The following is a 22,638-nucleotide window of genomic DNA, read 5'->3' on the forward strand; positions in this document are numbered from 1 at the left end:
GCAAGCGCTCTGGCCGCGCGGAGAAAAAGATGGCACCGGTGGATTTCGAAGCCTTCGTGGATGAACTCGCCAATGTTTCGGGCACCACGATCCTGCCTTTCTTCCGTTCGGCCCTGGCGGCGGAAGACAAGTCCGGCGGTGGCAGTTTCGATCCCGTCACCGAGGCGGACCGTGGCGCCGAGGCGGTGATTCGCCAGAAGATCCGGGCGATGTTTCCCAGCCATGGCGTGATGGGTGAGGAATATGGCTCCGAGCGCCTCGATGCCGAGTTCGTCTGGGTGCTCGATCCGATCGACGGCACCAAATCCTTCATCTCCGGCATGGTCGGCTGGGGCACGCTGATCGGCCTGCTGCGCAACGGCCAGCCCTGCTACGGCATGATGCATCAGCCCTTCACGCGTGAGCGCTTTTCGGGCGATGGCGGCTCGGCTCGATATCGCGGCCCGGGCGGCGAGCGCACCATGCGCACCCGCTCCTGCGCGGGCCTCGCCGACGCCGTGCTCTACACCACCAGTCCCCGCCTGATGGCCGAGCCTGATCGGGCGTTGTTCTCGGTGGTGGAAGAGAAGGTGAAGCTCTCGCGCTATGGCGGCGATTGCTACGCCTATGCCATGCTGGCGATGGGCCTGGTCGATCTGGTGATCGAGGCCAATCTGCAGCCCTATGACATCACGGCCCTGATCCCGATCGTGGAAGGCGCCGGCGGCGTCATCACCACCTGGGACGGCGGTCCTGCCCAGGCGGGCGGACGGATCGTCGCGGCGGGCGATGCTCGCGTGCATGCGGCGGCGCTCTCCCTGTTGCAGGCCGGCTGACGGCCCCGCAGAGCGGACATCACAGCCCCATGAAGTCATGGGGCGATGTCCGCATTGGCGGTCAGGAGAGGAGCGGGCAGGTGTCCGCGCTCCCAGGACTCACACCTGAGTGCCCGGAATGAAGGCGTCGAAGGCGGCCCAGAAGGCTTCGCGGATGGCGTCGCGCTCCTGGGTGATCTCGTGGCGCGAGCCGGGCAGGGTCAACGTCCGGGTGGCGTAGAGCTTGGAGGCGAAATGCTGGGCTGCCGGCGAGGAGACGACATGGTCGTCGCCCGCTAGCATGATCAGGGTAGGGATCCGCCAATCCGCCCCGAAACGCGGGTCGGCGAGCCGGTCCATTACTCGGAAAGCGGCGCGCACCCAGCCGATCGTCGGCCCGCCGATGGCAAGCTCAGGGGCGTCGCGGGCGATTTGGGCGGCGCGTTCATAGCGAGCCTTGTCCGAGGTCACCGGATTGCCGTCAAAAGGCTTGAGCCCGACCGGGCGGGGCGACCAGCCCGGCACGATCAGCCGTCCCAGGCCGATCCCGCCCAGGAAACGTGCAAGCCAGCGGGCACCCGGGGGCTTGCGGCCAATTTCGATCATGGGCGCGGTGACGACGAGGCGGTCGAACCAGATCGAGCCGGGCGGCATATTGGCGAACAGGATGGCGCCCCCCATCGAGTGAGCCAGCGCGTAGAACGGGCCGGGGCATTCGGGCAGTGCGATCTTGCGCATGAAGGCGTCGAGATCTGGCCCGAAGTCGGCGAAATCGTCGATATGGCCTAGGCGCCCGTCGCGCAGCAGGCGGTCGGATCCGCCTTGCCCCCGCCAGTCCAGGGTTGCCACGGCAAAGCCCCGGGCCCGCAATTCGCGGATCACCTCGAAATATTTCTCGATGAACTCCGACCGTCCCTGAAACAGGCAGACGGTTCCCTTGGGATGTGGCGACAGCGAAGGCCAGCGCACCGTGCGCAGGCTGATCCCGTCCCGGGTGGTGAGCGCTTCGAGTATGGCGCCATCGGGACAGGGATTCTCGGGGCTGCCGTGAAGGCGCATCGCGCTGGTGGGCTGGAGCATGACCTGCTCCTTAACGCATTTTCCAGAAAAGTCGGCAGACTTTTCGATCAAGAAAATGCATCGAAACGAAAATTGGAGAGAATTGCGGCTCGCAGAGACCGTAATTTGCGCCAGCATCTTTTGTGGTGGCAGCGTCAAATAACGAGCCCGCCCGCGCCGGGAGCGCAGGCGGGCTGCCGGACTGCTCCGGAGCACGCCGAGCTATCGAGTTTCGGCTCGAGCCTACCAGCGTGGACCACTCCAGGGACGCGGCGGGACCCAGCTGTCATTGTCCCATTGGCGGGGAGGCCGGGCCCAGCCCAATTGCCGCAGTCCCGTAATTTCGGTGGTATGGCCGTCGATGACGATGAGGACGCGCCCGCCCTCCGAGCCCTCCGCTTCGGCGATATAGCTGTCGCCCCGCACGCGTTTGATGACGACGTTGCGGTATCCCCGACCGGCCAGGCTGGAAATGATGGCGCGCGGCGGCAGCAGGCGTGGATTCCCTGCCTCGTCCGGCCCTCGGCCGACCTCGTTCGGTGCCTGCGGAAGACCTCGATTGGCTCCCAGCGTCGGTGCCTCCTGCGGCGTCTGGGCGTAATTATTCAACGAGTTTTGCGCGAAGGCGGCATTCACATCGGTCTGAAAGCCCAGGGTCAGGAGGGCCAGACCGGCAATCACCCCGATAAGGGTTCGGCAGGGCATGAAGCTTCTCCAGACCAGATCTGCGGGCACCATAACCGGAACTGTGTGAACAACGATGCAAGCGCTCGTTCACGTGGCGTTCATCTTGCGTGGAGAACGGCGCACCTAAACTTCATCCGAGTTTGCGTGTGCCTTGTTACTGCCGGAACAAGCCAAGCTCCGACAAATCAGGACTTTCCTGTTGAACTGCGCCGCATCAAGGCGTGGAGCTGGAGCGTTCCGGTCGCGCGCCGTGCCAATCCTGCTCAGTCGAGAGAGGCGCCGAGATCGCGCAGATAGGCGGCCGCGACATGGGGTTGCACGGTGGCGGTGCGCACGATGTCATCGAAGCGGCGTGTCAGCAGGCGGATATGTTCGCTGGCATTGAGGACAAGGTAGGTCGGTCCTAGATAGACCGCGGCGCGGGAATTGCCGAAGATGGTGAAGGGCGCCGAATAGGTGTGCCTAAGATCGTACAGATTGAGCCGCAGCGTCGGATAGAGTTCGTCCACCAGGCTGGCCATGGTGTTGAGCTGGGCTTTCCGGGCGGCGCTATCGAAGCCCTCCCACTGGGCCTGGCCTCGGACGAAGACCTCCAGCGCCTGGACGGAGACGCAGGCCTCCATCTCGCCGCCATCGCGGATGGCGGCGATGGTCAACCGCCGCCGCTCGGCCAGGGCCGGGTTCGAATCTGGGCCGAGCGCCACCGCATATTCGAACTGCATGACCTCGTCCGTCTTCAGGAAGTCGGGAAAGCTCATCGGCACGGTGCGCAATTTGCGGCCCGCCGCCTCGGCATGCCAGCGCAGGAAGCGCTCGTTGAAGGGGGCATGGGCCTGGGTCTCGATGGTCAGCACCGCTTCCACCAGCTCGGCGCCGATCTGCTCGCGCTGGCTGAGGCCGAGCAGCCAGTCGATCGAGATGCGGCAGCCCTTGGCGATAGCCGCCAAGGTCTCGGCCCGCGGCAGGCGGTCATTCTCCGCCGACAGCAATTGCGACAGGGTGGAGCGATCGATGCCGACATGGCGGGCGAAGCCCGCCTGGTTCAGGCCGGTCTGGCCAATGACCCGTTCGAGCCGGTCGCGAAAGCTCTGAGCCGCGGTAGGGTGTGCCATTTCTGCCCTGGTTGTTTATAATTATCACCGAATGATGAAATAATCTACATAGGAGATTATTAAACTACAAATGTCAATGTTATGCGACAACACAATCCTTGTGTGATTTAGGCTTTCGCCGCATCATCACTGTAATTATGGAGTGATTTGAATGCATAAGGCTGAGATTCAGGCGCGGCGGAGACGGAAGGCGGTCGAGTGGCCGACCGTCGCTCTTGCGGCTTTAATCTATAGCTTTTGGGGGGTATTGACCTATTTTCATGCCGCGATTCCGCTCTGGCTCTGGATTCCGCTCGGAGCCTGGACGGTCGCCTGGCATGCCTCCCTCCAGCATGAAATCATCCACGGGCATCCGACCTCGAACCGGACGCTCAATCGCTGGATCGGCTGCTGGCCGCTGCTCTTATGGCTGCCCTATGAATCCTATCGCATCAGTCACCTGCTGCATCACCGCGACGAACGGCTGACCGACCCGCTCGACGATCCGGAATCGCACTACTGGACACAGGAGCAATGGGATCGCCTTGGCCGCTTCCATGCCTGGACGATCCGCGCCAACGCCACCTTCCTTGGCCGGATGATCATCGGGCCGGCGCGGGCAATGTCGACCTTCCTGTTCCGCGAAGCCCGTGCCGTGTGGCGCAATGAGCCGATGCATCGCCGCATCTGGACCAGCCACGCCCTGCAACTCCTGGTGGTGCTGGCCTGGCTCGTGCTGGTGTGCGATCTCAATCCGCTCGTGTATTTTGTGGCGATCGTCTACCCCGGCACGGCGCTGATGCTGGTGCGTTCCTTCGCCGAGCACCGCGCGGAGAACGACGTGGAGGAGCGCACGGCCATCGTCGAGAACGCGCCGGTGCTAGGCCTGCTCTTCCTCTACAACAACCTGCATGTCGTGCATCACGACAATCCGATGATGCCCTGGTACGAAATCCCGGCCTGGTATCGCGCCAACCGCGAGCGGGTGATTCGTGAGAATGGCGGTCTGGTCTATAACGGCTATTGGGACGTGGCCCGGCGTTATTTCGTCACCGAGCACGACACGCTGATCCATCCCTATGGCCGGGCGCCCGCACAGGGATGAGCCTGGCGGGCCCATCGCATCGGCCGTCTGTTGTTTTCTGTTCATCGATTTAGAAAAACAAAGGGCAGGCCGAAGCCTGCCCTCACGATATTCCCGTCGGAAGCCGCCCTCTACCGGGTCATCCGGATCTTGGCGCCCGACAGCGTGGCCGCGCCCTCATAGGCGCCGTCGCCCGTCGGGAACAGACGCACGGCGGTGCGGCCGCCCGGCTCGAGCAGATCGATCTCCTGGCCACGCTGCTGCCAGGCATTGACCTTGGCGAGCGATCCGGCCTGGCAGCCGGACGGAGAGGCCCGGTAGACGTCGAGCAGGGCCTGGCGCGTCAGCGAGATGTTGCAACTGCCGCGCGCCGCATCGGAAATCTTCCAACTCCCGGAGATGCCGCCGGTGGACGGCGCCCGCGGTGTGGTCGGCAGGGCCGCGACCTGGTTGCTCGGCGGCGCGAGCGAGGTGGAGGGGGCAGCGGCCGTGCCGCCCGGCGTCGCCTCGCCGCCGGCGGGCGGCAGGGGCTGGGAGGTCACGTCCTCCGTCGGTGCCGCCATCAGCGGCTCTGGCGCCGGCACGGGGCGACCGGCATCGGGCGGGGGGCGGCGCGAACTGCCGAAATCGAAGGCGTCGCCAAGGCGGGATGACGACGCGCAGGACGCCAGCAGCAGGGCACAAGGTAGAATTGCCAGCGCGGAAAATCTCATCGGTCCATCCGGTCCCAGTCAGAGTTATCAGGTACTGCCCATAACAGATCGAGGCGCACGGCGACAGCAAGAAGCGCAACGCCGCATGCGATAAATCGGGCAAACAATCTCGCGTGCCGTAGGGGAAATTGGACCGCGAGGCTACACTGCCCTGTTGAGCTGGTTCTGTGTCGAATCTTTGATAGGCTCGATGATCTTAAGGTTTGCTTAAATCAATTTCGCCAAGGTGTGGCCTGAACGTCACACGTCCCGGAGAGAATCCATGGCTGCCCCGAGCGCCGTTGCAGTGCTGGTTGCCCTGTCGACGATGACGTCGTCGGCCGCTCCGATTGGCCGCGTCGACAGCAATCTCGAACTGCCCAAACTCACGCTCCACGCGCCCGCCACCGTTCCAGCAGCGGCCTCGCCCCGGCTCGACCGCAATGAACTCGGCAAGCAGCCTCCGGTGGAAGACGTGGACGTCACTGGCCCGGTGCGGTAGCCGCGTCGCGAATTTGATGAAATCCCTTCTCCCCATGCGGGAGAAGGTCCCGGCAGGGGGATGAGGGGAATAATTCGCTACCCCTTTTTTTAACGAGCCTCGATCGTGAAGCAGGACCAACGTGGCTTCGCCCGTTCAATGCGAGCTGAATCGACCGACGCGGAAGCCAGGCTTTGGCGGTTATTGCGTGGTCGCCGGTTATCCCACCTGAAGTTTCGCCGGCAGGTGCCAATCGGAAAATACATCGTCGATTTCGTCTGTTTCGAATGCAGGCTGATCGTCGAGGCCGATGGTTCGCAACATGCCGAAAGCACGCATGATCAGGAGCGAGATCGCTGGCTGGAAGCACAAGGCTTCACCATCGTGCGTTTCTGGAATGCCGAAATCCTGAAAACGCCGCAGATTGTGCAGGATACAATCCTGGCGCGGGTGGGGCTGCCTTGGTGAAGGGCGCTTGCACCCCCACCCTCACACCTGCCTTGCCACCATCATCTTCTTGATCTCGGCGATCGCCTTGGCCGGATTCAGACCCTTGGGGCAGGTCTGGGCGCAGTTCATGATGGTGTGGCAGCGATAGAGCTTGAAGGGGTCCTCCAGCTCATCCAGCCGGTCGCCGGTGCGCTCGTCGCGGCTGTCGATCAGCCAGCGATAGGCCTGCAGCAGGGCGGCGGGGCCGAGATAGCGGTCGCCGTTCCACCAGTAGCTCGGGCAGGAGGTGGAGCAGCAGGCGCACAGGATGCATTCATAGAGGCCGTCGAGCTTCTCGCGGTCACCATGCGACTGCCGCCATTCCTTTTCCGGCATCGGCGTGTCGGTCATCAGCCAGGGCTCGACCGAGGCGTGCTGGGCATAGAAACGAGTGAGATCGGGCACCAGATCCTTCACCACCGGCATATGCGGCAGCGGATAGATCTTGATCACGCCCCTGATGTCATCCATCGCCTTGGTGCAGGCCAGCGTGTTGGCGCCGTCGATGTTCATGGCGCAGGAGCCGCAGATGCCTTCGCGGCAGGAGCGGCGGAAGGTCAGCGTCGGATCGATGGTGTTCTTGATCCAGATGATGGCGTCCAGCACCATCGGGCCGCAATCGTCGAGATCGACGAAATAGGTATCGGTGCGCGGGTTCGACTCACCGTCCGGATCGTAGCGGTAGATCTTGAACTCGCGCAGATTCTTCTGGCTCTCCGGCTTCGGCCAGACCTTGCCGCTGACGATGCGGGAGTTCTTGGGAAGTGTGAGTTGGACCATGCTAGCCTCTCCGCGTCTGGCAGCTCAAACTTGAACCTAACAAACGTCTAGTCTTTTTAACCATTGGCCGAGGCAGAGCATCAGCCGGTTTGCAAATCACATCAACAGCAACTTCAATTGCTGCTCGCCTCAGACCTACAAATAGAGTCTGGGTCTCGCAGTTTGAATTTAGTGGGCACCCATTGCGTGATGAATGGGCACCTACTTCCTGTCAAAGAAAGCATGCCATCGCGATTTCTTACGTTGCATTGAAATTTCTTTGGATTCGATATGCCTCTAAATCTAAATCCATGTTTAGAAATTCCGTAGAATGCCTCACCAGGCGTTAGATTTGATCCATGCATGACGTCGGGTGTCTTCAACTGATATCGAGCGCAATCTCCAAAACCCTCCGTTGTCAGGGTCAGGCTTATCTCCAAATCTCCACTGGGATAAAAGCATGCAGAACGAAAGTAGCGATCATTTTGTTGCTTAGGCTGCCAACACCCGACGAGGCCACTATGTCGTACTTCAGCTCGTAGCTCCGAGACAGAAAGCGCAAGTAGGCCTATCGCGAAGAGCCATCGCATCAGTATACGCGTGCCTTCGGCTCGATATACTGGACGTCGTTCGACATGGTGTAGGTGTGCACCGGCCGGTAATCGATCGTGACGGACTTCTTCTCGGTGTCGGCCCAGGCCAGCGTGTGCTTCATCCAGTTCTGATCGTCGCGGTTGGGGAAATCCTCATGGGCGTGGGCGCCGCGGCTTTCCTTGCGATTCTCCGCGCCGTCCATGGTGACCACGGCCTGGCTGATCAGATTGTCGAATTCCAGGGTTTCGATCAGGTCCGAGTTCCAGATCAGCGAGCGGTCGGTGACGCGCACGTCATCGGCACTGCCCCAGACCTGATGGATCTTCTGCTTGCCTTCGGCGAGCGAGGCGCTCGTGCGGTAGACGGCGCAGTCGCTCTGCATCACATGCTGCATGGAAAGGCGGAGTTCGGCGGTGGGCGTCGATCCCTTGGCGTAGCGCAGGCGATCGAGGCGTGAGAGCGCCTTCTCGGCCGAATCGGCCGGCAGGTCGGCATGCTTCTCGCCGGGCTTGATCATTTCAGCGCAACGCAAGCCCGCCGCGCGGCCGAACACCACGAGGTCGATCAGCGAGTTGGAGCCGAGGCGGTTGGCGCCGTGCACGGAGACGCAGGCTGCTTCACCCAGGGCCATCAGGCCGGGGACGATCGCATCCGGGTTGTTGCCTTTCTTGGTGAACACTTCGCCGTGATAATTGGTGGGGATGCCGCCCATGTTGTAATGCACCGTCGGCAGCACAGGGATCGGCTCCTTGGTGAGATCGACGCCGGCGAAGATGCGGGCCGATTCGGAGATGCCCGGCAGGCGTTCGGCCAGGATCTTGGGATCGAGATGGTCGAGATGCAGGAAAATGTGATCCTTGCGCTTGCCGACGCCCCGGCCTTCGCGGATTTCCATAGTCATGGCGCGCGAGACCATGTCACGCGGGGCAAGGTCCTTCACCGAGGGGGCATAGCGCTCCATGAAGCGCTCGCCTTCCGAATTTGTGAGGTAGCCGCCCTCGCCACGGGCGCCTTCGGTGATCAGGCAGCCGGCGCCATAAATGCCGGTGGGATGGAACTGCACGAATTCCATGTCCTGCAGCGGCAGGCCGGCCCTGAGCACCATGGCGTTGCCGTCGCCGGTGCAGGTATGGGCCGAGGTCGCGGTGAAATAGGCGCGGCCATAGCCCCCTGTCGCCAGGATGGTGCGATGGGCGCGGAAGCGATGGATGGTGCCGTCGTCCATCTTCAGGGCCACGATGCCGCGGCACTGGCCATCCTCATCCATGATCAGGTCGATGGCGAAATATTCGACGAAGAACTCGGCCTGGTGCTTGAGCGCCGCGCCGTAGAGCGTGTGCAGCATGGCGTGGCCGGTGCGATCGGCGGCGGCGCAGGTGCGCTGGGCGATGCCCTTGCCGAAATCGGTGGTCATACCGCCGAAGGGGCGCTGGTAGATGCGGCCGTCCTCGGTGCGCGAGAAGGGCACGCCCCAATGCTCGAGCTCGTAGACGGCGGCGGGCGCGTTGCGCACCAGATATTCGATGGCGTCCTGATCGCCGAGCCAGTCCGAGCCCTTGACGGTGTCGTACATGTGGAAGCGCCAGTCGTCGCGACCCATATTGCCGAGCGAGGCGGCGATGCCGCCCTGTGCGGCCACGGTGTGGGAGCGCGTCGGGAAGACCTTGGTGATGCAGGCGGTGCGCAGCCCCGCTTCGGAACAGCCGACCACGGCGCGCAAGCCCGCGCCACCGGCGCCCACAACCACGACGTCATAGGTGTGATCGGTGATGGGATAGGCAGTGCCCAGGGCGGAGGGGGTGGTAACGGTGCCTTCGGCCATGGCTTACATCCCGAAATTCAATTTCAGCAGCGCGTAGAGGCAAGCAGCCCCTACCAGGAGCGAGAAGAAGGTGTTGGCGAGTACTGCCAGGATCTTCAGGCTTTCCGTCTCGACATAGTCCTCGATGATCACCTGCATGCCGGCCCGCATATGGACGATACCGGCGATGATGAACAGGAACAGCAGGATGGCGACGAGGGGCGAGGACAAGGTGGCGATCGCCGTGGCCTGGCTGGCGCCGGCAAGGCAGATCACCGTCAGCACGAAAGCGATGGTGAGCGGCACCATGGCGGCGCCGGTCAGGCGCTGCAGCCAGAAATGATGAGTACCGGACCTGGCCGAACCGAGGCCGCGCACGCGGCCGAGAGGAGTCTTGAGGCTCTTGCTCATGTCGGGTCCTCAGTTGGCGCCGCTGAAGGCCAGCAGGCCGACGATCCAGATCAGCACCGTGAGCGCCACCGATCCAATCACATTGGCCCAGGCATAGACGTTGCGTTCGCCCGGCCCGAGGCCATGCCCGAAGTCCCAAATGAAATGCCGGATGCCGCCGAGCATGTGATGCATCAGAGCCCAGGTATAACCGAACAGGATGAGGAGGCCGAGCGGACTGCCGATGAACCACTGTATCCAGGCGAAGGCCGACGGGCTGGTCGCCGCAGCCAAAAGCCACCAGGCGAGCAGCAAGGTACCGACATAGAGAGCCCCGCCGGTCACGCGGTGCAGGATCGACATCGTCATGGTGATCGGCCAGCGATAGATCTGCAGATGCGGCGACAAGGGACGCGAATCAGCCAGGCCAGGCTTGCCGGCGGACGCGTTAGGATCGGCCATCGGAAGGACCTCCAGTTTCGACCCGTTATAATCTTGCTGCGATGCGATATCCTGTCGGCGGGCTCAGTGCAATGGATTAGAACGCGAATCCCGAGATCCTGGCGGATTTTGGGCGCAGAGCAGCCATGCAGATCGAAATATTTTCACGATGTCTGGGCATGCGATGCTTGAAACCGCCGTAAGCGGGGCCACATGGTCTCGCGTTGAGGAGGGTACCATGGTCACACAGTCCCGTATGTATGACGATGCCGGCCGTCGTTTCGAGCGGCGCAAGGAACAGCTCAGGGCCAATTTCCTGCCCAAGCTGAAGCTGACGCTCGCCCATATACCCTTCGCTTCCGATCTCCTGGCCGCCTATTACGCAGTGCTCGACCGTGACACGCCCTTCAAGGTGCGGGCGACGCTGGCGGCTGCGCTCGCCTATTTCGTGCTGCCTTTCGACATCGTCCCCGATTTCATCGTCGGCCTCGGCTTCACCGACGATGCCGCCATCCTCTATGCCGCCATCCGCATGGTCTCCGGCGCCATACTGCCGCGCCATCACGAAGCGGCCCAGCGCTGGCTGGACGAGGTGAAGAAGGGGCGCTAGCCCTCCCACCGCGCGTCGATCGAGGCCGCCTTGATCATGGCCAGGACGCTATCGCCCTGGCCCAGGCCAAGCTCATCCACGGCGTTGCGGGTGATGAAGGCGGAAAGCTTGTCGCCGCCGGTGAGTATGAGGTCGACGCGGGCGACTGGGCCGTCATCGGCATCGATCGCCTGCACTTGCGCCCCCAGCATGGTGCGGATCGACACGCTGCCCGGGCGTTTCATGGCGATGGAGACGTCGGAGCCTCGCACCACCACGCGCACCTTGGTCCCGGGCGGGCCGGCGCGGCCGGGAATGCTGATCGGGCCAGCCGGGTGATCCAGGGTCGAGAGGCCGTAATGCTGGTCATAGCCGCGCACGCGTGCTTCCAGCAGCGAGACCGTCTCGAAGCGCTGATTGGAGAGCGGGCCGGATGCCGGTACCAGCACGTCCTGCGGCGTGCCGATGCGGCTGACCTGGCCGGCCTCCAGGACCACGACACGGGCGGCGAGGCGCGCTACCTCCTCCACCGCATGCGAGACATAGAGAATCGGCACCTTCATCTCGTCGCGCACGCGCTCGATCAAGGGCAGGATTTCGAGCTTGCGCGGCGCGTCGAGCGCGGCGAGTGGTTCGTCCATCAGCAGCAGGCGAGGAGAGGCCAGCAAGGCGCGGCCGATGGCCACGCGCTGTTTCTCGCCGCCCGAAAGCGCGTTCGGCCGGCGGCCCAACAGCTTTTCGATGCCGAGCACGCCGACCACCGCGTCGAATTCGAGCTTCGGGCCGGCGACGTCGAGCGATCGACGGTTGAAGAAGCGGCCATAAAGGAGGTTCTGCCTGGCGGTGAGATGCGGGAAAAGCTGGGCATCCTGGAAGACCAGGCCGATCCGGCGCCGATGCGGGGCGAGGAAGGTACGGGAGGAGGCTTCGAACAGCGTCTGCCCATCGAGGCGTATATGCCCACTGTCGGGCCGGATCAGCCCGGCCATGGCATTGAGGAGCGTCGTCTTGCCCGAGCCCGAACGGCCGAACAAGGCGGTGATGCCGCCATCCGAGGTAAAGGCCGATTCGAGCGTGAAGCCGGCGCGCCGGACGATGATGTTGGCGTCGATCATGCCGCGCTCGCAAGATCGGGCAGGGTAGCGATGAAACGGGCGCGGACCTCGGGCGTCGGCATCAGACAGCTCTCGCGCTTGCCGAACAGGCGGTAGCGGTTGCGGGCAATGCGGTCATAGAGGAAATCCCGCACGGGGCGGGGTACGGCCTTCAGCACGACCGCCCAGCGCCAGCCCGGCAGGCCCCGGCCGATGGCGATGGCCGCATCCGCCTTGAAATAGGCGATGCCGTCGCTGATCACGGCGATAGCCTCGGGATCATCCGCCCGGATGCCGAAACGATCGGCGAGCACGGCGCCCGCTTCACTTTGAATGGCGACGAATCGGAAACGGCTGAGGGCATCCCGGGGAATGACGAAGGCCACCATGCCCGAACACAGGACGCAGACCCCGTCGAACAGAATCAGTCCGTCGGGCAGGTCGCCTGCAGGCTGCGGCCGCCATTGGTTCACGAAAACTCTCCCATGATCTTGCGAAGGCATTCCCGGGTGCGCGGACGTCCTGCGACACTCAAGAGAGTGTCGGACGATCCGCATCCTGGACACGGCCCATCCGCAGGAAAGGAAGATGCGGCCGAGACGTCCGCGCACCCGAGGATATTGCGCATCCCGTACCTGCGATCATAGAAAGGGCAACCCCTGGGCGCAATCGCCCTTCCGCCAGCGAGCTTCTTGTGATCCCTTCTTCTTCTTCAGACATCGTCATCGTCGGCGGCGCCGCCATGGGCTCAGCCACCGCCTATTTCCTCAAGGTCGAACTGGGTTTCGCCGGCTCCGTCACGGTGATCGAGCGCGATCCGACCTATGCCCATTCCTCGACCACCCTGTCGGCCGCCTCGATCCGGCAGCAATTCTCCACGCCCGAGAACATCCGCATGAGCCTGTTCGGCCTGGAGATCATGCGCAATCTCAAGGAGCGCTTCGGCCCGAGCGCCGACATCGGTTTCCATGAGGGCGGCTACCTCCTGCTGGCTAGCGAGGGCGGTAAGGCGATCCTCGAGCAGAACTGGCAGGTCCAGCAGGCCGAGGGCACGGCGATCGAGCTGCTCGATCCGCAGGCTCTCAGCCATGAATTTCCCTGGCTCAATGTCGAGGGCATCGCTGCCGGTGCCTATGGCCGCCGGGGGGAGGGCTGGTTCGACGCCCATTCCCTGCTCGATCTCTTCCGCAAGGCGGCGCGGGATGCCGGCGCCGTCTATGTGAAGGACGAGTTGGTCGGCATCGATCACCGGGACGGCAAGGCCGAGGCGGTCAGGCTGAAATCGGGCGGGCGCATCGCCTGCGGCACGCTCGTCAACGCGGCGGGGCCGCAGGGTGGCGACGTTGCCGCCCTGGCCGGGCTCGGCCTGCCAGTCGAGCCGCGCAAGCGCTCCGTCTTCGTGGTGCGCTGCAGGACCGAGTTGCCGCGCATGCCGCTGCTGGTCGAGCCAGGCGGCATCTATATCCGGCCGGAAGGCGACGTCTATATCTGCGGCGGTGCCGAGGACGAACGCGGCGAGAAGCGGGCCGACGGCGATTTCGAGGTCGATTACAGCCTGTTCGAGGAAGCCGTCTGGCCAGCCCTGGCCACCCAGGTCCCGGCGCTGGAGGAGCTCAAGCTCATACGGGCCTGGGCGGGGCATTACGAATACAACACGCTCGACCAGAATGCTGTGATTGGCCCGCATCCGGCCATGCCGAACTTCTTCTTTCTCAACGGCTTTTCCGGCCACGGCCTGCAGCAGGCTCCGGCCGCCGGGCGCGCCGTCGCCGAACTGATCACGACGGGCCGCTTCCAGACGCTGGACCTGTCGGTGTTCGACTATCGGCGCGTGATCGAGAACAGGCCGGTCTTCGAGCTCAACGTGATCTGAAGGTGGGCCGATGTGGAGCGCTGGTGTGGAGCGCTCTTAACTATCTGACCTATAAGGTGAAAACGTAGATTTTTGTCATGCCCAGGCTTGACCCGGCGCATCCAGAGGGGCCTCGTAACTAGAAAGAGAGGCTGGATTGCCGGGTCAAGCCCGGCAATGACAAGACTTGAGCCAATCCGAACGCGGATGGGCTCTGGCCGCGCTTTCAGTGCGACTTGGCGGCGCTTGCGGCGCCCTTCAGCGTGATCAGCACCATCACGGCCATGACGATGGCATTCCAGCCGGCCAGCGAGAGGCCGGCGATACGCAGGCTTGGATTGGTGCAGGATACCACGGTGGAAGTGTCGATCGCATCGAGGAGCCCGCCGACATTGGCCGGGTTGGAACCGATATTGCCGGCGGCGCAATTGGCGGGGCCGAGCCAATAGTTCCACTCCGCCCCCGCCTGGTAGATGCCGAGGCCGCAGCCATAGGCGAACAGGGCCGCCAGCAGCAGCAAGGCCACCACCATCACTTTCGCCGACAGCCTGTCGCCGATGAAAGCGAGAATGAAGGCGATGGGCACGCCGACATAATAGGGCCAGCGCTGCTCTAGGCAGAGCGGGCAGGGCGCATAGCCGAAGCCGTGCTGCAGCACCAGGGCGCTGGCGATGACGACGAGGCCGATCAATCCGGCCGCAAGCGCGGAGCGGGAACTGAGATTTACTGGCATGTTGCGGTACTACCCGATGGCATCAGATATTCGACGACGAAGAACCCGCCCACCAGCACCACCACGAAAGCGATCGCCACCAGCGCCAGGTGCTTTTCGATGAAGGCGCGGATGCGCTCGCCGAAGAAGTTGAGGAAGCCGGCCAGGATGAAGAAGCGGGCGCCGCGCGTGAGCAGCGACAGCAGGACGAACCAGAAAAGGCTGTAGCCGGCAAAGCCCGAGGTGATGGTCACGATCTTGTAGGGGATCGGCGTCAGGCCTTTGATCAGGATGATCCAGCTGCCATATTGGGCATAGAGGCAGCGGAACTGCTCGACGCCGTGCTGGTAGCCATAGGCGCTGATCAGCCAGGACCCGACCGTGTCGTAGAGCAGCCAGCCGATCAGATAGCCGAGCACCCCGCCCAGGACGGAGGTGACAGTGCAGACGGCGGCGTAGAACCAGGCCTTCTTCGGTTGGGCGACCGCCATCGGCACCAGCATGACGTCGGGCGGAAACGGGAAGAAGGAACTTTCGGCAAAGGAAACGATGCCGAGGGCCCAGACGGCCCGTGGACTTTCCGAAATGCGGATCATCCAGTCATAGAAGCGGCGCAGCATGGTTTTCCCTGAGCAGGCAGTCCGGATCCGTCCATGGGGCGGTGCCGGGCAGTCCGGGGCGTTGCAGGATATGAGAGCATGACGGGGGTGGGATTCCGGCATGCTCGCGGCGGGATCGTGCCCCCTGGGAAGAGGCCGGAGAACAAGTGATCCCGTCGTCACTTGCCGCCACCTCCGGCGACGCTGTCACCACGACTTGCACCGCTAGTCGTGGCTGAAAATGACGGATTCAAGGCAATTCACTTAACTCTTCGAAGTTTCCTTAGCGGGCATGCGGCGGGAAATCCACCGGCGCCGCAGCGTTTTGCGATTTGACGGCATCAGTTCAAATCGCAAAGACGCGTCGAAACAAAGAGTTAGAGAAAAGAAGCGTTTACGCCTAAACGCGCTTTGCTCCAGAGGGCGGCGATCAACTTCCCGTTGGAAACCTCATCCTGCCCCAGAAAAGGCGGGATACGGCGCCAGTGTCTCTCGACAACAATGACGAATCGTTAACGATTGAAACTTCGTTAACCATATTGGCCGCATTTATCCTGAATGAACGAGACCAGCGCAAACTCGACCAAGAGCCCGGCCATGATCGCCGGGGCGCTGTTTGCGTTGCTGTGCGTTGCAGTGCTGCCCGCCCGGGCTGAGCAGGCGGTGCCCGCCCCGGCCCCGTCCGCCGCCGACGAGGCTGCCGCCAAACGCCAGGACCTCGCGCGCATCCAGGGCGAGATCAAGCTGTCCGACGAGACGCTGGCGCGCCTGCGCAAGGAGATCCAGGCGATCGGGAGCGACAGCGAGAAGCTGCGCCAGCAATTGGTCGAAACCGGTGATCAGACGCATGAGACCGAAGCCAAGGTGCTGGGTGCCGAGGCGCGGCTGGCTTCGCTCGACAGCAATGAGGACAATATTCGCGTCTCCCTCGATTCCAAGCGCGGCCTGCTGATCGAGGTGCTGGCCTCGCTCCAGCGCATGGGGCGCAATCCACCGCCGGCCCTGCTGGTCAGCCCGGACGACGCGCTGGAGGCGGTGCGCACGGCGATGCTGCTGGGGGCGGTGCTGCCGGAAATGCGCCAGGAAATGTTGGCCCTGGTGGCCGATCTCAAGGAATTGGCCCGGGTGCGGGGCAAGATCACCATCGAACGCGACACGCTCAAGCAGGCGCTTATCACCCTCGCCGAGCAGCGCACCCGCACCCAGCTTCTGGTCGAGGAGCGCCAGAAGGTGCTGGCGCAGGAGCAGAACACCCTCACCAGCGAACAGGCCCATGCTACCGCCTTGGCGCAGGAAGCCGCCAATCTCAAGGATTTGATCGCCCGCATGGAGCGCGAGGTGGCGCCGGCCAGGCGCGCCGCCGACACCGCCGACGCGGCGGCTGGCCAGACCCGGCCTTCGCTCGCCGCCCTGCAGGATCCGAGCCGCCTGACCCCCGCAATGCCCTTCGACCAGGCCAAGGGTCTGTTACGCTTGCCGGTGACCGGCGCGATGCTGCGCGGCTTCGGCGCCGATGACGGCAATGGCGGCGCCGCCAAGGGCATGACCCTGACGGCGACGTCCGGCGCCAGCGTCACCGCGCCCTGCGACGGCTGGGTCGTTTTCGCCGGCAAGTTCCGCTCCTACGGCCAACTCTTGATCATCAATGCCGGTGGCGGGTATCATGTCGTGATGGCCGGCATGGACAAGATCAATGTGGGGCTGGGCCAGTTTGTCTTGACGGGCGAGCCGGTTGCCGCCATGGGTTCAGGTCCGTCTTCGGGATCGAACGTCGATCCGGGGTCTCAGGCGGGCTTGGGAATACAGGCGACGGCTGCGGCGTTTGGCGGTGCTTCAAGTGCCGGTCAACCCGCCCTATATATAGAGTTCAGGAAAGACGGTGTTTCCATAGACCCCACCCCGTGGTGGGCCAATCAAGGCGAGAAGGCACGCGGATGATTCGCAAGCTTCCCATTCTATTCTGCGGCGTGGCCATGGGCGCGATCGCGACGATCGCGGTGACGCAACCCCACCTGCTGCTGATGGGCGGTGCCAATGCCGCCGTCACCGACACCTACAAGCAGCTCAACCTGTTCGGCGACGTGTTCGAGCGCGTGCGTTCGGACTATGTCGAGCAGCCCGAGGACGGCAAGCTGGTGGAAGCGGCCATCAACGGCATGCTGACCTCGCTCGATCCGCATTCGAGCTACATGGATGCCAAGAGCTTCCAGGACATGCAGGTGCAGACCAAGGGCGAGTTCGGTGGTCTCGGCATCGAGGTGACCCAGGAGGACGGGGCCATCAAGGTGGTGTCGCCGATCGATGATTCGCCGGCGTCCAAGGCTGGCGTCCTCTCCGGCGACCTGATCACCGCCATCGACGGCGAAGCGACGCAGGGCATGACGCTGCAGCAGGCCGTCGACAAGATGCGCGGCGCCGTCAACACGCCGATCATCCTGAAGATCCTGCGCAACAAGGGCGAGCCTATTGACATCAAGGTGGTGCGCGACATCATCAAGGTGCAGTCGGTCAAAGCCAAGAAGCTGGGCGATGACATCGGCTATATCCGGATCACCCAGTTCAACGAGCAGACTTTCGATGGTCTGAAGAAGAACATCGACAAGCTGAGCAAGGAAATCGGCCCGGACAAGCTCAAGGGTTTTGTCATCGACCTGCGTAACAATCCGGGCGGCCTGCTCGACCAGGCGATCCAGGTGTCGGATGCCTTCCTCGAACGTGGCGAGATCGTTTCCACGCGTGGCCGCCAGGCCGACGACGTGCAGCGTTATTCCGCCCGCAACGGCGACCTGACAGGCGGCAAGCCGGTGATCGTGCTGGTCAATGGCGGCTCGGCTTCGGCATCGGAGATCGTCGCCGGCGCCCTGCAGGACCACAAGCGCGCCACCATCCTGGGCACGCGCTCCTTCGGCAAGGGCTCGGTGCAGACCATCATTCCGCTGCAGGGCAATGGTGCGCTGCGCCTCACCACGGCGCGCTACTACACCCCGTCCGGTCGCTCGATCCAGGCCAAGGGCATCGAACCGGAGATCGTGGTTCAGGAGAACGTGCCCGACGACCTCAAGGGCAAGGACCAGACCAAGGGCGAATCCGGTCTCAAGGGCCATCTGGCCAATCCGGATGCCGACAACAAGACGGAGGAAGGCGGCTCCTCGGCCTATGTGCCCGCCAACGAGAAGGACGATACCCAGCTCAACAAGGCGATCGACCTGCTGCATGGTGCGCAGAAGAGCGCCTATTTCCCGCCGGATCCGAAGGCGGGCGTGCCGAACTGACAGGCTTTTCAGCCCATCCCATGCTTATGCAACGCCGGGCTTGTCCCGGCGTTGCTGTTTTGGGGGCGAAGCCGCCCCCGGACATTCGTGCTTGAATCGTTCCCGCAAAAGCCTATGTGGAAGCATGGTTTCTTCATGAAGGACACGCCATGCGCCTGACCGAACTTCTGGCTCAAAAGCCCGTGCTGCTCGCGGATGGGGCCACCGGGACCAATCTGTTCGAGATGGGCCTGATGTCGGGCGATCCGCCGGAGATGTGGAACCTCGACCATCCCGACCGCATCCACGCGCTGCACCAGTCCTTCGTCGATGCCGGGGCCGACATCATCCTCACCAATTCCTTCGGCGGCAATCGCCGTCGCCTGGCGCTGCACAAGCTCGATGGACGCGTGAAGGAGCTCAATGCCGCGGCCGCCCGCACGGCCCGAGAGGTCGCTGATGGCGCCGGCCGCCCGGTAGTGGTGGCCGGTTCCGTCGGCCCGACGGGCGATCTCTTCCAGCCGCTCGGGCCGCTGACCGAGGACGAAGCCGTCGAGGTCTTCCTCGAGCAGATCGAGGGCCTCAAGGAAGGCGGCGCCGACGTGATCTGGATCGAGACGATGTCGGCTGCCGAAGAGATGCGGGCCGCCGCCAAGGCGGCGGTCAAGGCCGGCATGCCCTATACGGTGACGGCGAGCTTCGACACGGCCGGCAAGACCATGATGGGCATCCCGCCATCGGCCATGCCCGAGGTTGCCGGCGGCGTCGATCCCAATCCTGTCGCGGTGGGTGCCAATTGCGGCGTCGGGGCTTCCGACCTCCTGGTCTCGGTACTGTCGATGACCGAAGCCAATCCCGAAGTGGTTGTCATCGCCAAGGCCAATGCCGGCATTCCGCAGTTCCACGGCGACCATATCCATTATTCCGGCACGCCGGAGCTGATGGCCAATTATGCACGTCTGGCCATCGATGCGGGTGCACGCATCATCGGCGGCTGCTGCGGCACCTCGCCGGCCCATCTTGCCGCCATGCGCCAGGCCATCGATGCCCATACCCGGGCCGAGCGCCCGGATGCGGCCAAGGTGATCGCCGAGATCGGCCCGCTGGTCGCCCCGCCCAAGGTGGGCGGCGGTGAGGAGGCACGGCGCCGGCGCCGGCACTGAGCGCCGACCTTTGTCATGCCCGGCTCGACCCGGGCATCCAGAGCACAGCTCGTCACCTGTGGAGGCTGGATTGCCGGGCCAATCCCGGCAATGGCTGTGCTGCTGGTGCGTTCCTCGCGGAACAGCCAGCCCAGGTCGGGCAACCTCATACCAGCAATCTGGTAAGGACATGATTGGCATTGCGCGGATCATCGCCGTAGCAATGGCATGTTTCATCGACAAGGAGAGGCCGATGCGCCGCCTGATCCGTTCCTGCGCCGTGCTCGCCCCGCTTCTGTGCCTGGCCGTTCCCACCGGGCCGGCAGCGGCTGAGGACTGGAACGATTATGCCAATGCCCGTTTTGGCTATCGCATCTGTTACCCTGCCGATCTGATGACAGCGGAGCCCGAGGCCGACAATGGCGATGGGCGTGTCTTCACCGGCCGCTCCGGCGCCAGCCTGCGGGTCTGGGGCTCCTACAATGCCGCCGAGGAAGACATCGGCACAATCGTTGCCGGTGTCGCCGGTGACGGCAAGGTCACCTATCGCAGCGCCACCAAGAACGGGGTGGTGGTCTCAGGCCGGAAGGGCGGCGAGACTTTCTACGCCAAGGTCCTGTTCGAGAAGGATGCCAAGGGTGCAGTCGAGACCATCCGTGCCTTCCGCCTGACCTATCCGGCCAAGGAGGCGGCAACCTATGATCCCGTCGCGGCGAGGCTGGCCAAATGCTTCGCCGTCGCTCGCTGAGCACCGAGCAGGCGCGGAGCAAAAGGCTGCTTACGGGCGCAATTCCGGGAAAAGGCCGACAGTGATTTGCCGGGGTGGCGTAGCCCCTCACCCTTACCCTTACCCTTACCCTCTCCCCGCTCTTATGGGGAGAGGGTAAGGGGCTGCGGTGGCCCGAGCGATCCTGCTGAAAGATGCTCTATCGACTGCAAGCCTTGGCCAAGGCAGCGGCGCCCCTGGAAGCGCCTGTCAGCTTGATCTTTTCGCTCTTGCCGAGGAAGCCGATCTTGAGGGTGCGGCCCTTGCCGAGAACGGCGCTCCAATCGGGATCGAAGTCGGGCTTGGCCTCGAGCGATGGGCCGTTCAATTCATCCTCGACGGCCTGCATGGTCACGTCGACCTGCCCACCCTCGGAACTGAAGCTGACCACGCCCTGCCAGCCTTTGCGGATGCGGTCGGCGCCCGGCAGATAATTGATCGAGAAGGCCTTGCTGTCCGGCGTGCAGAAGAAGGCAAGCGGCTGGTCGTCGGTGTCGGGCACCTCATAGGCCACCACCACAGATTCCGGTGACTGACGGAGCTGCCAGCTATAGGCGTCCGCCAAGGCGGGGGTGGCCAAGGCCACGCTGGCGAGAAGGGGAAGGGCAATGGCAAGGAAACTGCGCATGGGTCCTCGGAGTTCCAGATGGAATGACGGCTCTACGGCAGGGTTGGAGAAGGCGCTGTTCCCGGGAACACCCTCTGTTCCCCGGAAAAGAAGTTGTTCCCTAGAACAGAGGCTGTTCCCGGGATCACAGCCAGTCCGGTACCTTGTCGAGCCCGAGCAGTTCGTCATAGCTCGGCCGAGGCCGGATCACCGCGAACTTGTCGCCGTCCACCAGAACTTCCGGGATGAGCGGGCGGGTGTTATAGGTGCCTGACTGCACGGCGCCATAGGCGCCAGCAGACATCACCGCCACCAGGTCGCCGCGTGCCACCGCCGGGATGTCGCGGTCGAGCGCGAGATAATCACCAGTCTCGCAGACGGGGCCGACGACGTCGGCCGTCACCATTGCGCCGCCGAGCGGGCGTTCCTTGATCGGCCAGATCGCGTGATAGGCTTCATAGAGCGTGGGGCGGATCAGGTCGTTCATACCGGCGTCGACGATGACGAAGGTCTTGCCCTCGCCTTCCTTCACAAAGGCGACTTCGCTCACAAGGATGCCGGCATTGCCGGCGATCAGGCGGCCGGGTTCGAACACCAACGTGGCGCCGAGATCTTTGGCATAGCGCTTGACCACCGCGGCATAGTCGTCGGGGTGAGGCGGCGGCTCGTTGTCGTCGCGATAGGGAATGCCGAGGCCGCCGCCGAAATCGATATGGTCGATGACATGGCCGTCGGCTCTGAGGTCTCTGACTAGGCCGACCAGACGCTCGATCGAGGCGTCATAGGGCTCGAGCTCGGTGATCTGGCTGCCGATATGCATGTCGACGCCGGTGACCGCGATGCCCGGCAGCTTGGCCGCGCGGGCATAGAGGGCGCGGGCCTGGGCGATCGGGATGCCAAACTTATTCTCGGACTTGCCGGTGGAGATCTTCTTGTGGGTCTTGGCGTCGACATCCGGATTGATGCGCAGCGACACCCGGGCCATCACGCCCTTGGCGCTGGCACGCTGCGACAGCAGCTCCAGTTCCGGTTCCGATTCGACGTTGAAGCACAGAATGTCTTCATCGAGCGCATAGTCGATTTCGCGCACGAGCTTGCCGACGCCCGAGAACATGATCTTGCTGGCAGGCACGCCGGCGACGCGGGCGCGGCGCAACTCCCCCTCGGAGACCACGTCCATGCCGGCGCCGAGCTTGGCGAGCAGGCGCAGCACGGCAAGATTCGAATTGGCCTTCACCGCAAAGCAGACAAGCGAGGGCACGTCGGCAAAGGCACCGGCGAACACCTTGTAGTGCCGGCGCAGCGTAGCAGCCGAATAGCAGTAGAAAGGCGTGCCGACCGCCGCGGCAATCGCCGGCAGTGCGACATCTTCGGCATGAAGCACGCCGTCGCGATAGGTGAAGTGATGCATGGCCGGTTCGGTTCGAAATCAGTTCAACAGGAAATCCATGGGCAGCTTGCGATCCGGCTTCACATAGCCCGGATCCTTCTTTTTGTTGTAGCCGCCGCCCTTGCCGTCCGAGACATGCTGCTCGGGTGGTGGCTCGAGCTTGCCCTTGCGGCCGCAACCGGCGAGGCCGAGAGTCGTGACCAACGTCAAAGCGAGCGCGATGCGGAACGCATTACCAGCCATGGGGAACTCCAGTGTTTGACGCTGTGTAGCA

Annotated in this window: 25 protein-coding genes; 10 read left to right on the plus strand and 15 right to left on the minus strand. The window is 63.6% G+C overall.

Annotated features, from left to right (window positions below):
• Positions 1–29: 29 nt before the first annotated feature.
• The gene (gene hisN / locus ACR9ZN_RS24595) at positions 30–815 is read left to right on the plus strand and encodes a histidinol-phosphatase (protein ID WP_434959039.1); all 786 of its coding nucleotides are present in this window, start codon (positions 30–32) and stop codon (positions 813–815) included.
• A 99-nt stretch (positions 816–914) separates the two neighbouring features.
• Here the strand turns inward: hisN and ACR9ZN_RS24600 are convergent, their stop codons facing one another.
• The 3 genes from ACR9ZN_RS24600 to ACR9ZN_RS24610 form a co-directional block, all read right to left on the minus strand.
• Positions 915–1,874, minus strand: a complete 960-nt coding sequence (locus ACR9ZN_RS24600; RefSeq protein ID WP_454811747.1) for an alpha/beta fold hydrolase — start codon at positions 1,872–1,874, stop codon at positions 915–917.
• Positions 1,875–2,096: 222 nt separating this feature from the next.
• Positions 2,097–2,558, minus strand: a complete 462-nt coding sequence (locus ACR9ZN_RS24605) for a hypothetical protein (protein WP_481273430.1) — start codon at positions 2,556–2,558, stop codon at positions 2,097–2,099.
• Positions 2,559–2,803: 245 nt separating this feature from the next.
• A complete protein-coding gene (locus ACR9ZN_RS24610; protein WP_481273431.1) occupies positions 2,804–3,652 on the minus strand; it encodes a helix-turn-helix domain-containing protein in 849 nt (282 codons plus the stop codon).
• Between the two features lie 247 nt (positions 3,653–3,899).
• Here ACR9ZN_RS24610 and ACR9ZN_RS24615 point away from each other — a divergent pair, with 247 nt between their 5' ends.
• Entirely contained in the window at positions 3,900–4,736 is an 837-nt protein-coding gene (locus tag ACR9ZN_RS24615) for a fatty acid desaturase (protein ID WP_481273432.1), read from the plus strand.
• Positions 4,737–4,846: 110 nt separating this feature from the next.
• Here the strand turns inward: ACR9ZN_RS24615 and ACR9ZN_RS24620 are convergent, their stop codons facing one another.
• On the minus strand, positions 4,847–5,428 hold the full coding sequence (locus ACR9ZN_RS24620) for an AprI/Inh family metalloprotease inhibitor (RefSeq protein ID WP_434959044.1): 582 nt from the start codon (positions 5,426–5,428) through the stop codon (positions 4,847–4,849).
• Between the two features lie 262 nt (positions 5,429–5,690).
• On the opposite strand from ACR9ZN_RS24620, the gene ACR9ZN_RS24625 reads away from it, so the two are divergent.
• The gene (locus ACR9ZN_RS24625; RefSeq protein ID WP_149252780.1) at positions 5,691–5,909 is read left to right on the plus strand and encodes a hypothetical protein; all 219 of its coding nucleotides are present in this window, start codon (positions 5,691–5,693) and stop codon (positions 5,907–5,909) included.
• A gap of 105 nt (positions 5,910–6,014) precedes the next feature.
• Positions 6,015–6,356, plus strand: coding sequence for an endonuclease domain-containing protein (locus ACR9ZN_RS24630; protein ID WP_481273433.1), 342 nt, complete (start codon positions 6,015–6,017; stop codon positions 6,354–6,356).
• Positions 6,357–6,377: 21 nt separating this feature from the next.
• Here ACR9ZN_RS24630 and ACR9ZN_RS24635 read toward each other — a convergent pair whose 3' ends face one another.
• From ACR9ZN_RS24635 to sdhC, 4 genes are all read right to left on the minus strand, one after another.
• Complete coding sequence (locus ACR9ZN_RS24635) at positions 6,378–7,157, minus strand: succinate dehydrogenase iron-sulfur subunit (RefSeq protein WP_454811753.1); 780 nt, start codon at positions 7,155–7,157, stop codon at positions 6,378–6,380.
• Positions 7,158–7,725: 568 nt separating this feature from the next.
• A complete protein-coding gene (gene sdhA, locus ACR9ZN_RS24640; RefSeq protein ID WP_454811755.1) occupies positions 7,726–9,552 on the minus strand; it encodes a succinate dehydrogenase flavoprotein subunit in 1,827 nt (608 codons plus the stop codon).
• Between the two features lie 3 nt (positions 9,553–9,555).
• Positions 9,556–9,942 (minus strand): succinate dehydrogenase, hydrophobic membrane anchor protein, encoded by a 387-nt coding sequence (gene sdhD / locus ACR9ZN_RS24645; protein ID WP_434959048.1) that lies wholly within the window; start codon positions 9,940–9,942, stop codon positions 9,556–9,558.
• Between the two features lie 9 nt (positions 9,943–9,951).
• Positions 9,952–10,383 carry a succinate dehydrogenase, cytochrome b556 subunit gene (sdhC, locus tag ACR9ZN_RS24650; protein ID WP_454811757.1) on the minus strand — a complete coding sequence of 144 codons (432 nt, stop codon included), beginning with the start codon at positions 10,381–10,383 and terminating at the stop codon, positions 9,952–9,954.
• A 217-nt stretch (positions 10,384–10,600) separates the two neighbouring features.
• Between sdhC and ACR9ZN_RS24655 the strand changes: the two genes are divergently transcribed.
• Entirely contained in the window at positions 10,601–10,972 is a 372-nt protein-coding gene (locus ACR9ZN_RS24655) for a YkvA family protein (RefSeq protein WP_481273434.1), read from the plus strand.
• On the opposite strand, the gene modC is transcribed toward ACR9ZN_RS24655, so the two are convergent.
• Entirely contained in the window at positions 10,969–12,066 is a 1,098-nt protein-coding gene (gene modC, locus ACR9ZN_RS24660; protein ID WP_454811761.1) for a molybdenum ABC transporter ATP-binding protein, read from the minus strand. The genes ACR9ZN_RS24655 and modC overlap by 4 nt on opposite strands.
• Positions 12,063–12,518, minus strand: coding sequence for a thiol-disulfide oxidoreductase DCC family protein (locus tag ACR9ZN_RS24665; protein WP_454811763.1), 456 nt, complete (start codon positions 12,516–12,518; stop codon positions 12,063–12,065). Before ACR9ZN_RS24665 ends, modC begins: the two co-directional genes overlap by 4 nt.
• Positions 12,519–12,739: 221 nt before the next feature.
• Here ACR9ZN_RS24665 and ACR9ZN_RS24670 point away from each other — a divergent pair, with 221 nt between their 5' ends.
• Positions 12,740–13,918 (plus strand): NAD(P)/FAD-dependent oxidoreductase, encoded by a 1,179-nt coding sequence (locus tag ACR9ZN_RS24670; protein WP_481273435.1) that lies wholly within the window; start codon positions 12,740–12,742, stop codon positions 13,916–13,918.
• A gap of 205 nt (positions 13,919–14,123) precedes the next feature.
• On the opposite strand, the gene ACR9ZN_RS24675 is transcribed toward ACR9ZN_RS24670, so the two are convergent.
• Both ACR9ZN_RS24675 and ACR9ZN_RS24680 read right to left on the minus strand, forming a co-directional pair.
• A complete protein-coding gene (locus tag ACR9ZN_RS24675) occupies positions 14,124–14,630 on the minus strand; it encodes a disulfide bond formation protein B (RefSeq protein ID WP_454811766.1) in 507 nt (168 codons plus the stop codon).
• A complete protein-coding gene (locus ACR9ZN_RS24680; protein ID WP_434959055.1) occupies positions 14,621–15,229 on the minus strand; it encodes a YqaA family protein in 609 nt (202 codons plus the stop codon). Before ACR9ZN_RS24680 ends, ACR9ZN_RS24675 begins: the two co-directional genes overlap by 10 nt.
• Positions 15,230–15,766: 537 nt before the next feature.
• Here ACR9ZN_RS24680 and ACR9ZN_RS24685 point away from each other — a divergent pair.
• The 4 genes from ACR9ZN_RS24685 to ACR9ZN_RS24700 all read left to right on the plus strand — a co-directional run bounded on the left by ACR9ZN_RS24685 (position 15,767) and on the right by ACR9ZN_RS24700 (position 20,349).
• A complete protein-coding gene (locus tag ACR9ZN_RS24685; RefSeq protein ID WP_481273436.1) occupies positions 15,767–17,146 on the plus strand; it encodes a murein hydrolase activator EnvC family protein in 1,380 nt (459 codons plus the stop codon).
• Positions 17,143–18,480: a S41 family peptidase gene (locus ACR9ZN_RS24690; protein WP_454811771.1), complete on the plus strand. Its 1,338-nt coding sequence runs from the start codon at positions 17,143–17,145 to the stop codon at positions 18,478–18,480. The genes ACR9ZN_RS24685 and ACR9ZN_RS24690 overlap by 4 nt, the downstream gene beginning before the upstream one ends.
• 149 nt (positions 18,481–18,629) lie before the next feature.
• Positions 18,630–19,622 carry a betaine--homocysteine S-methyltransferase gene (gene bmt, locus ACR9ZN_RS24695; RefSeq protein ID WP_434959057.1) on the plus strand — a complete coding sequence of 331 codons (993 nt, stop codon included), beginning with the start codon at positions 18,630–18,632 and terminating at the stop codon, positions 19,620–19,622.
• A 232-nt stretch (positions 19,623–19,854) separates the two neighbouring features.
• Positions 19,855–20,349: a hypothetical protein gene (locus ACR9ZN_RS24700; RefSeq protein ID WP_454811773.1), complete on the plus strand. Its 495-nt coding sequence runs from the start codon at positions 19,855–19,857 to the stop codon at positions 20,347–20,349.
• Positions 20,350–20,527: 178 nt separating this feature from the next.
• Here ACR9ZN_RS24700 and ACR9ZN_RS24705 read toward each other — a convergent pair whose 3' ends face one another.
• The 3 genes from ACR9ZN_RS24705 to lptM form a co-directional block, all read right to left on the minus strand.
• The gene (locus ACR9ZN_RS24705; RefSeq protein ID WP_481273437.1) at positions 20,528–20,995 is read right to left on the minus strand and encodes a hypothetical protein; all 468 of its coding nucleotides are present in this window, start codon (positions 20,993–20,995) and stop codon (positions 20,528–20,530) included.
• A gap of 124 nt (positions 20,996–21,119) precedes the next feature.
• Positions 21,120–22,385 carry a diaminopimelate decarboxylase gene (lysA, locus tag ACR9ZN_RS24710; RefSeq protein WP_481273438.1) on the minus strand — a complete coding sequence of 422 codons (1,266 nt, stop codon included), beginning with the start codon at positions 22,383–22,385 and terminating at the stop codon, positions 21,120–21,122.
• An 18-nt stretch (positions 22,386–22,403) separates the two neighbouring features.
• Positions 22,404–22,607, minus strand: a complete 204-nt coding sequence (gene lptM / locus ACR9ZN_RS24715) for an LPS translocon maturation chaperone LptM (protein ID WP_434959061.1) — start codon at positions 22,605–22,607, stop codon at positions 22,404–22,406.
• Positions 22,608–22,638 lie beyond the last annotated feature (31 nt).

This window comes from Labrys sp. HAY1-8F (assembly GCF_056754975.1).

What these genes read in the sequence shown, in the direction of transcription:
- hisN (WP_434959039.1), top strand. Translation starts at nt 30, where the DNA reads ATGGCACCGGTGGATTTCGAAGCCTTCGTGGATGAACTCGCCAATGTT.
- ACR9ZN_RS24600 (WP_454811747.1), bottom strand. Translation starts at nt 1,874, where the DNA reads ATGCTCCAGCCCACCAGCGCGATGCGCCTTCACGGCAGCCCCGAGAAT.
- ACR9ZN_RS24605 (WP_481273430.1), bottom strand. Translation starts at nt 2,558, where the DNA reads ATGCCCTGCCGAACCCTTATCGGGGTGATTGCCGGTCTGGCCCTCCTG.
- ACR9ZN_RS24610 (WP_481273431.1), bottom strand. Translation starts at nt 3,652, where the DNA reads ATGGCACACCCTACCGCGGCTCAGAGCTTTCGCGACCGGCTCGAACGG.
- ACR9ZN_RS24620 (WP_434959044.1), bottom strand. Translation starts at nt 5,428, where the DNA reads ATGAGATTTTCCGCGCTGGCAATTCTACCTTGTGCCCTGCTGCTGGCG.
- ACR9ZN_RS24625 (WP_149252780.1), top strand. Translation starts at nt 5,691, where the DNA reads ATGGCTGCCCCGAGCGCCGTTGCAGTGCTGGTTGCCCTGTCGACGATG.
- ACR9ZN_RS24635 (WP_454811753.1), bottom strand. Translation starts at nt 7,157, where the DNA reads ATGGTCCAACTCACACTTCCCAAGAACTCCCGCATCGTCAGCGGCAAG.
- sdhA (WP_454811755.1), bottom strand. Translation starts at nt 9,552, where the DNA reads ATGGCCGAAGGCACCGTTACCACCCCCTCCGCCCTGGGCACTGCCTAT.
- sdhD (WP_434959048.1), bottom strand. Translation starts at nt 9,942, where the DNA reads ATGAGCAAGAGCCTCAAGACTCCTCTCGGCCGCGTGCGCGGCCTCGGT.
- sdhC (WP_454811757.1), bottom strand. Translation starts at nt 10,383, where the DNA reads ATGGCCGATCCTAACGCGTCCGCCGGCAAGCCTGGCCTGGCTGATTCG.
- ACR9ZN_RS24655 (WP_481273434.1), top strand. Translation starts at nt 10,601, where the DNA reads ATGGTCACACAGTCCCGTATGTATGACGATGCCGGCCGTCGTTTCGAG.
- modC (WP_454811761.1), bottom strand. Translation starts at nt 12,066, where the DNA reads ATGATCGACGCCAACATCATCGTCCGGCGCGCCGGCTTCACGCTCGAA.
- ACR9ZN_RS24675 (WP_454811766.1), bottom strand. Translation starts at nt 14,630, where the DNA reads ATGCCAGTAAATCTCAGTTCCCGCTCCGCGCTTGCGGCCGGATTGATC.
- ACR9ZN_RS24680 (WP_434959055.1), bottom strand. Translation starts at nt 15,229, where the DNA reads ATGCTGCGCCGCTTCTATGACTGGATGATCCGCATTTCGGAAAGTCCA.
- ACR9ZN_RS24685 (WP_481273436.1), top strand. Translation starts at nt 15,767, where the DNA reads ATGAACGAGACCAGCGCAAACTCGACCAAGAGCCCGGCCATGATCGCC.
- ACR9ZN_RS24690 (WP_454811771.1), top strand. Translation starts at nt 17,143, where the DNA reads ATGATTCGCAAGCTTCCCATTCTATTCTGCGGCGTGGCCATGGGCGCG.
- bmt (WP_434959057.1), top strand. Translation starts at nt 18,630, where the DNA reads ATGCGCCTGACCGAACTTCTGGCTCAAAAGCCCGTGCTGCTCGCGGAT.
- ACR9ZN_RS24700 (WP_454811773.1), top strand. Translation starts at nt 19,855, where the DNA reads ATGCGCCGCCTGATCCGTTCCTGCGCCGTGCTCGCCCCGCTTCTGTGC.
- ACR9ZN_RS24705 (WP_481273437.1), bottom strand. Translation starts at nt 20,995, where the DNA reads ATGCGCAGTTTCCTTGCCATTGCCCTTCCCCTTCTCGCCAGCGTGGCC.
- lysA (WP_481273438.1), bottom strand. Translation starts at nt 22,385, where the DNA reads ATGCATCACTTCACCTATCGCGACGGCGTGCTTCATGCCGAAGATGTC.
- lptM (WP_434959061.1), bottom strand. Translation starts at nt 22,607, where the DNA reads ATGGCTGGTAATGCGTTCCGCATCGCGCTCGCTTTGACGTTGGTCACG.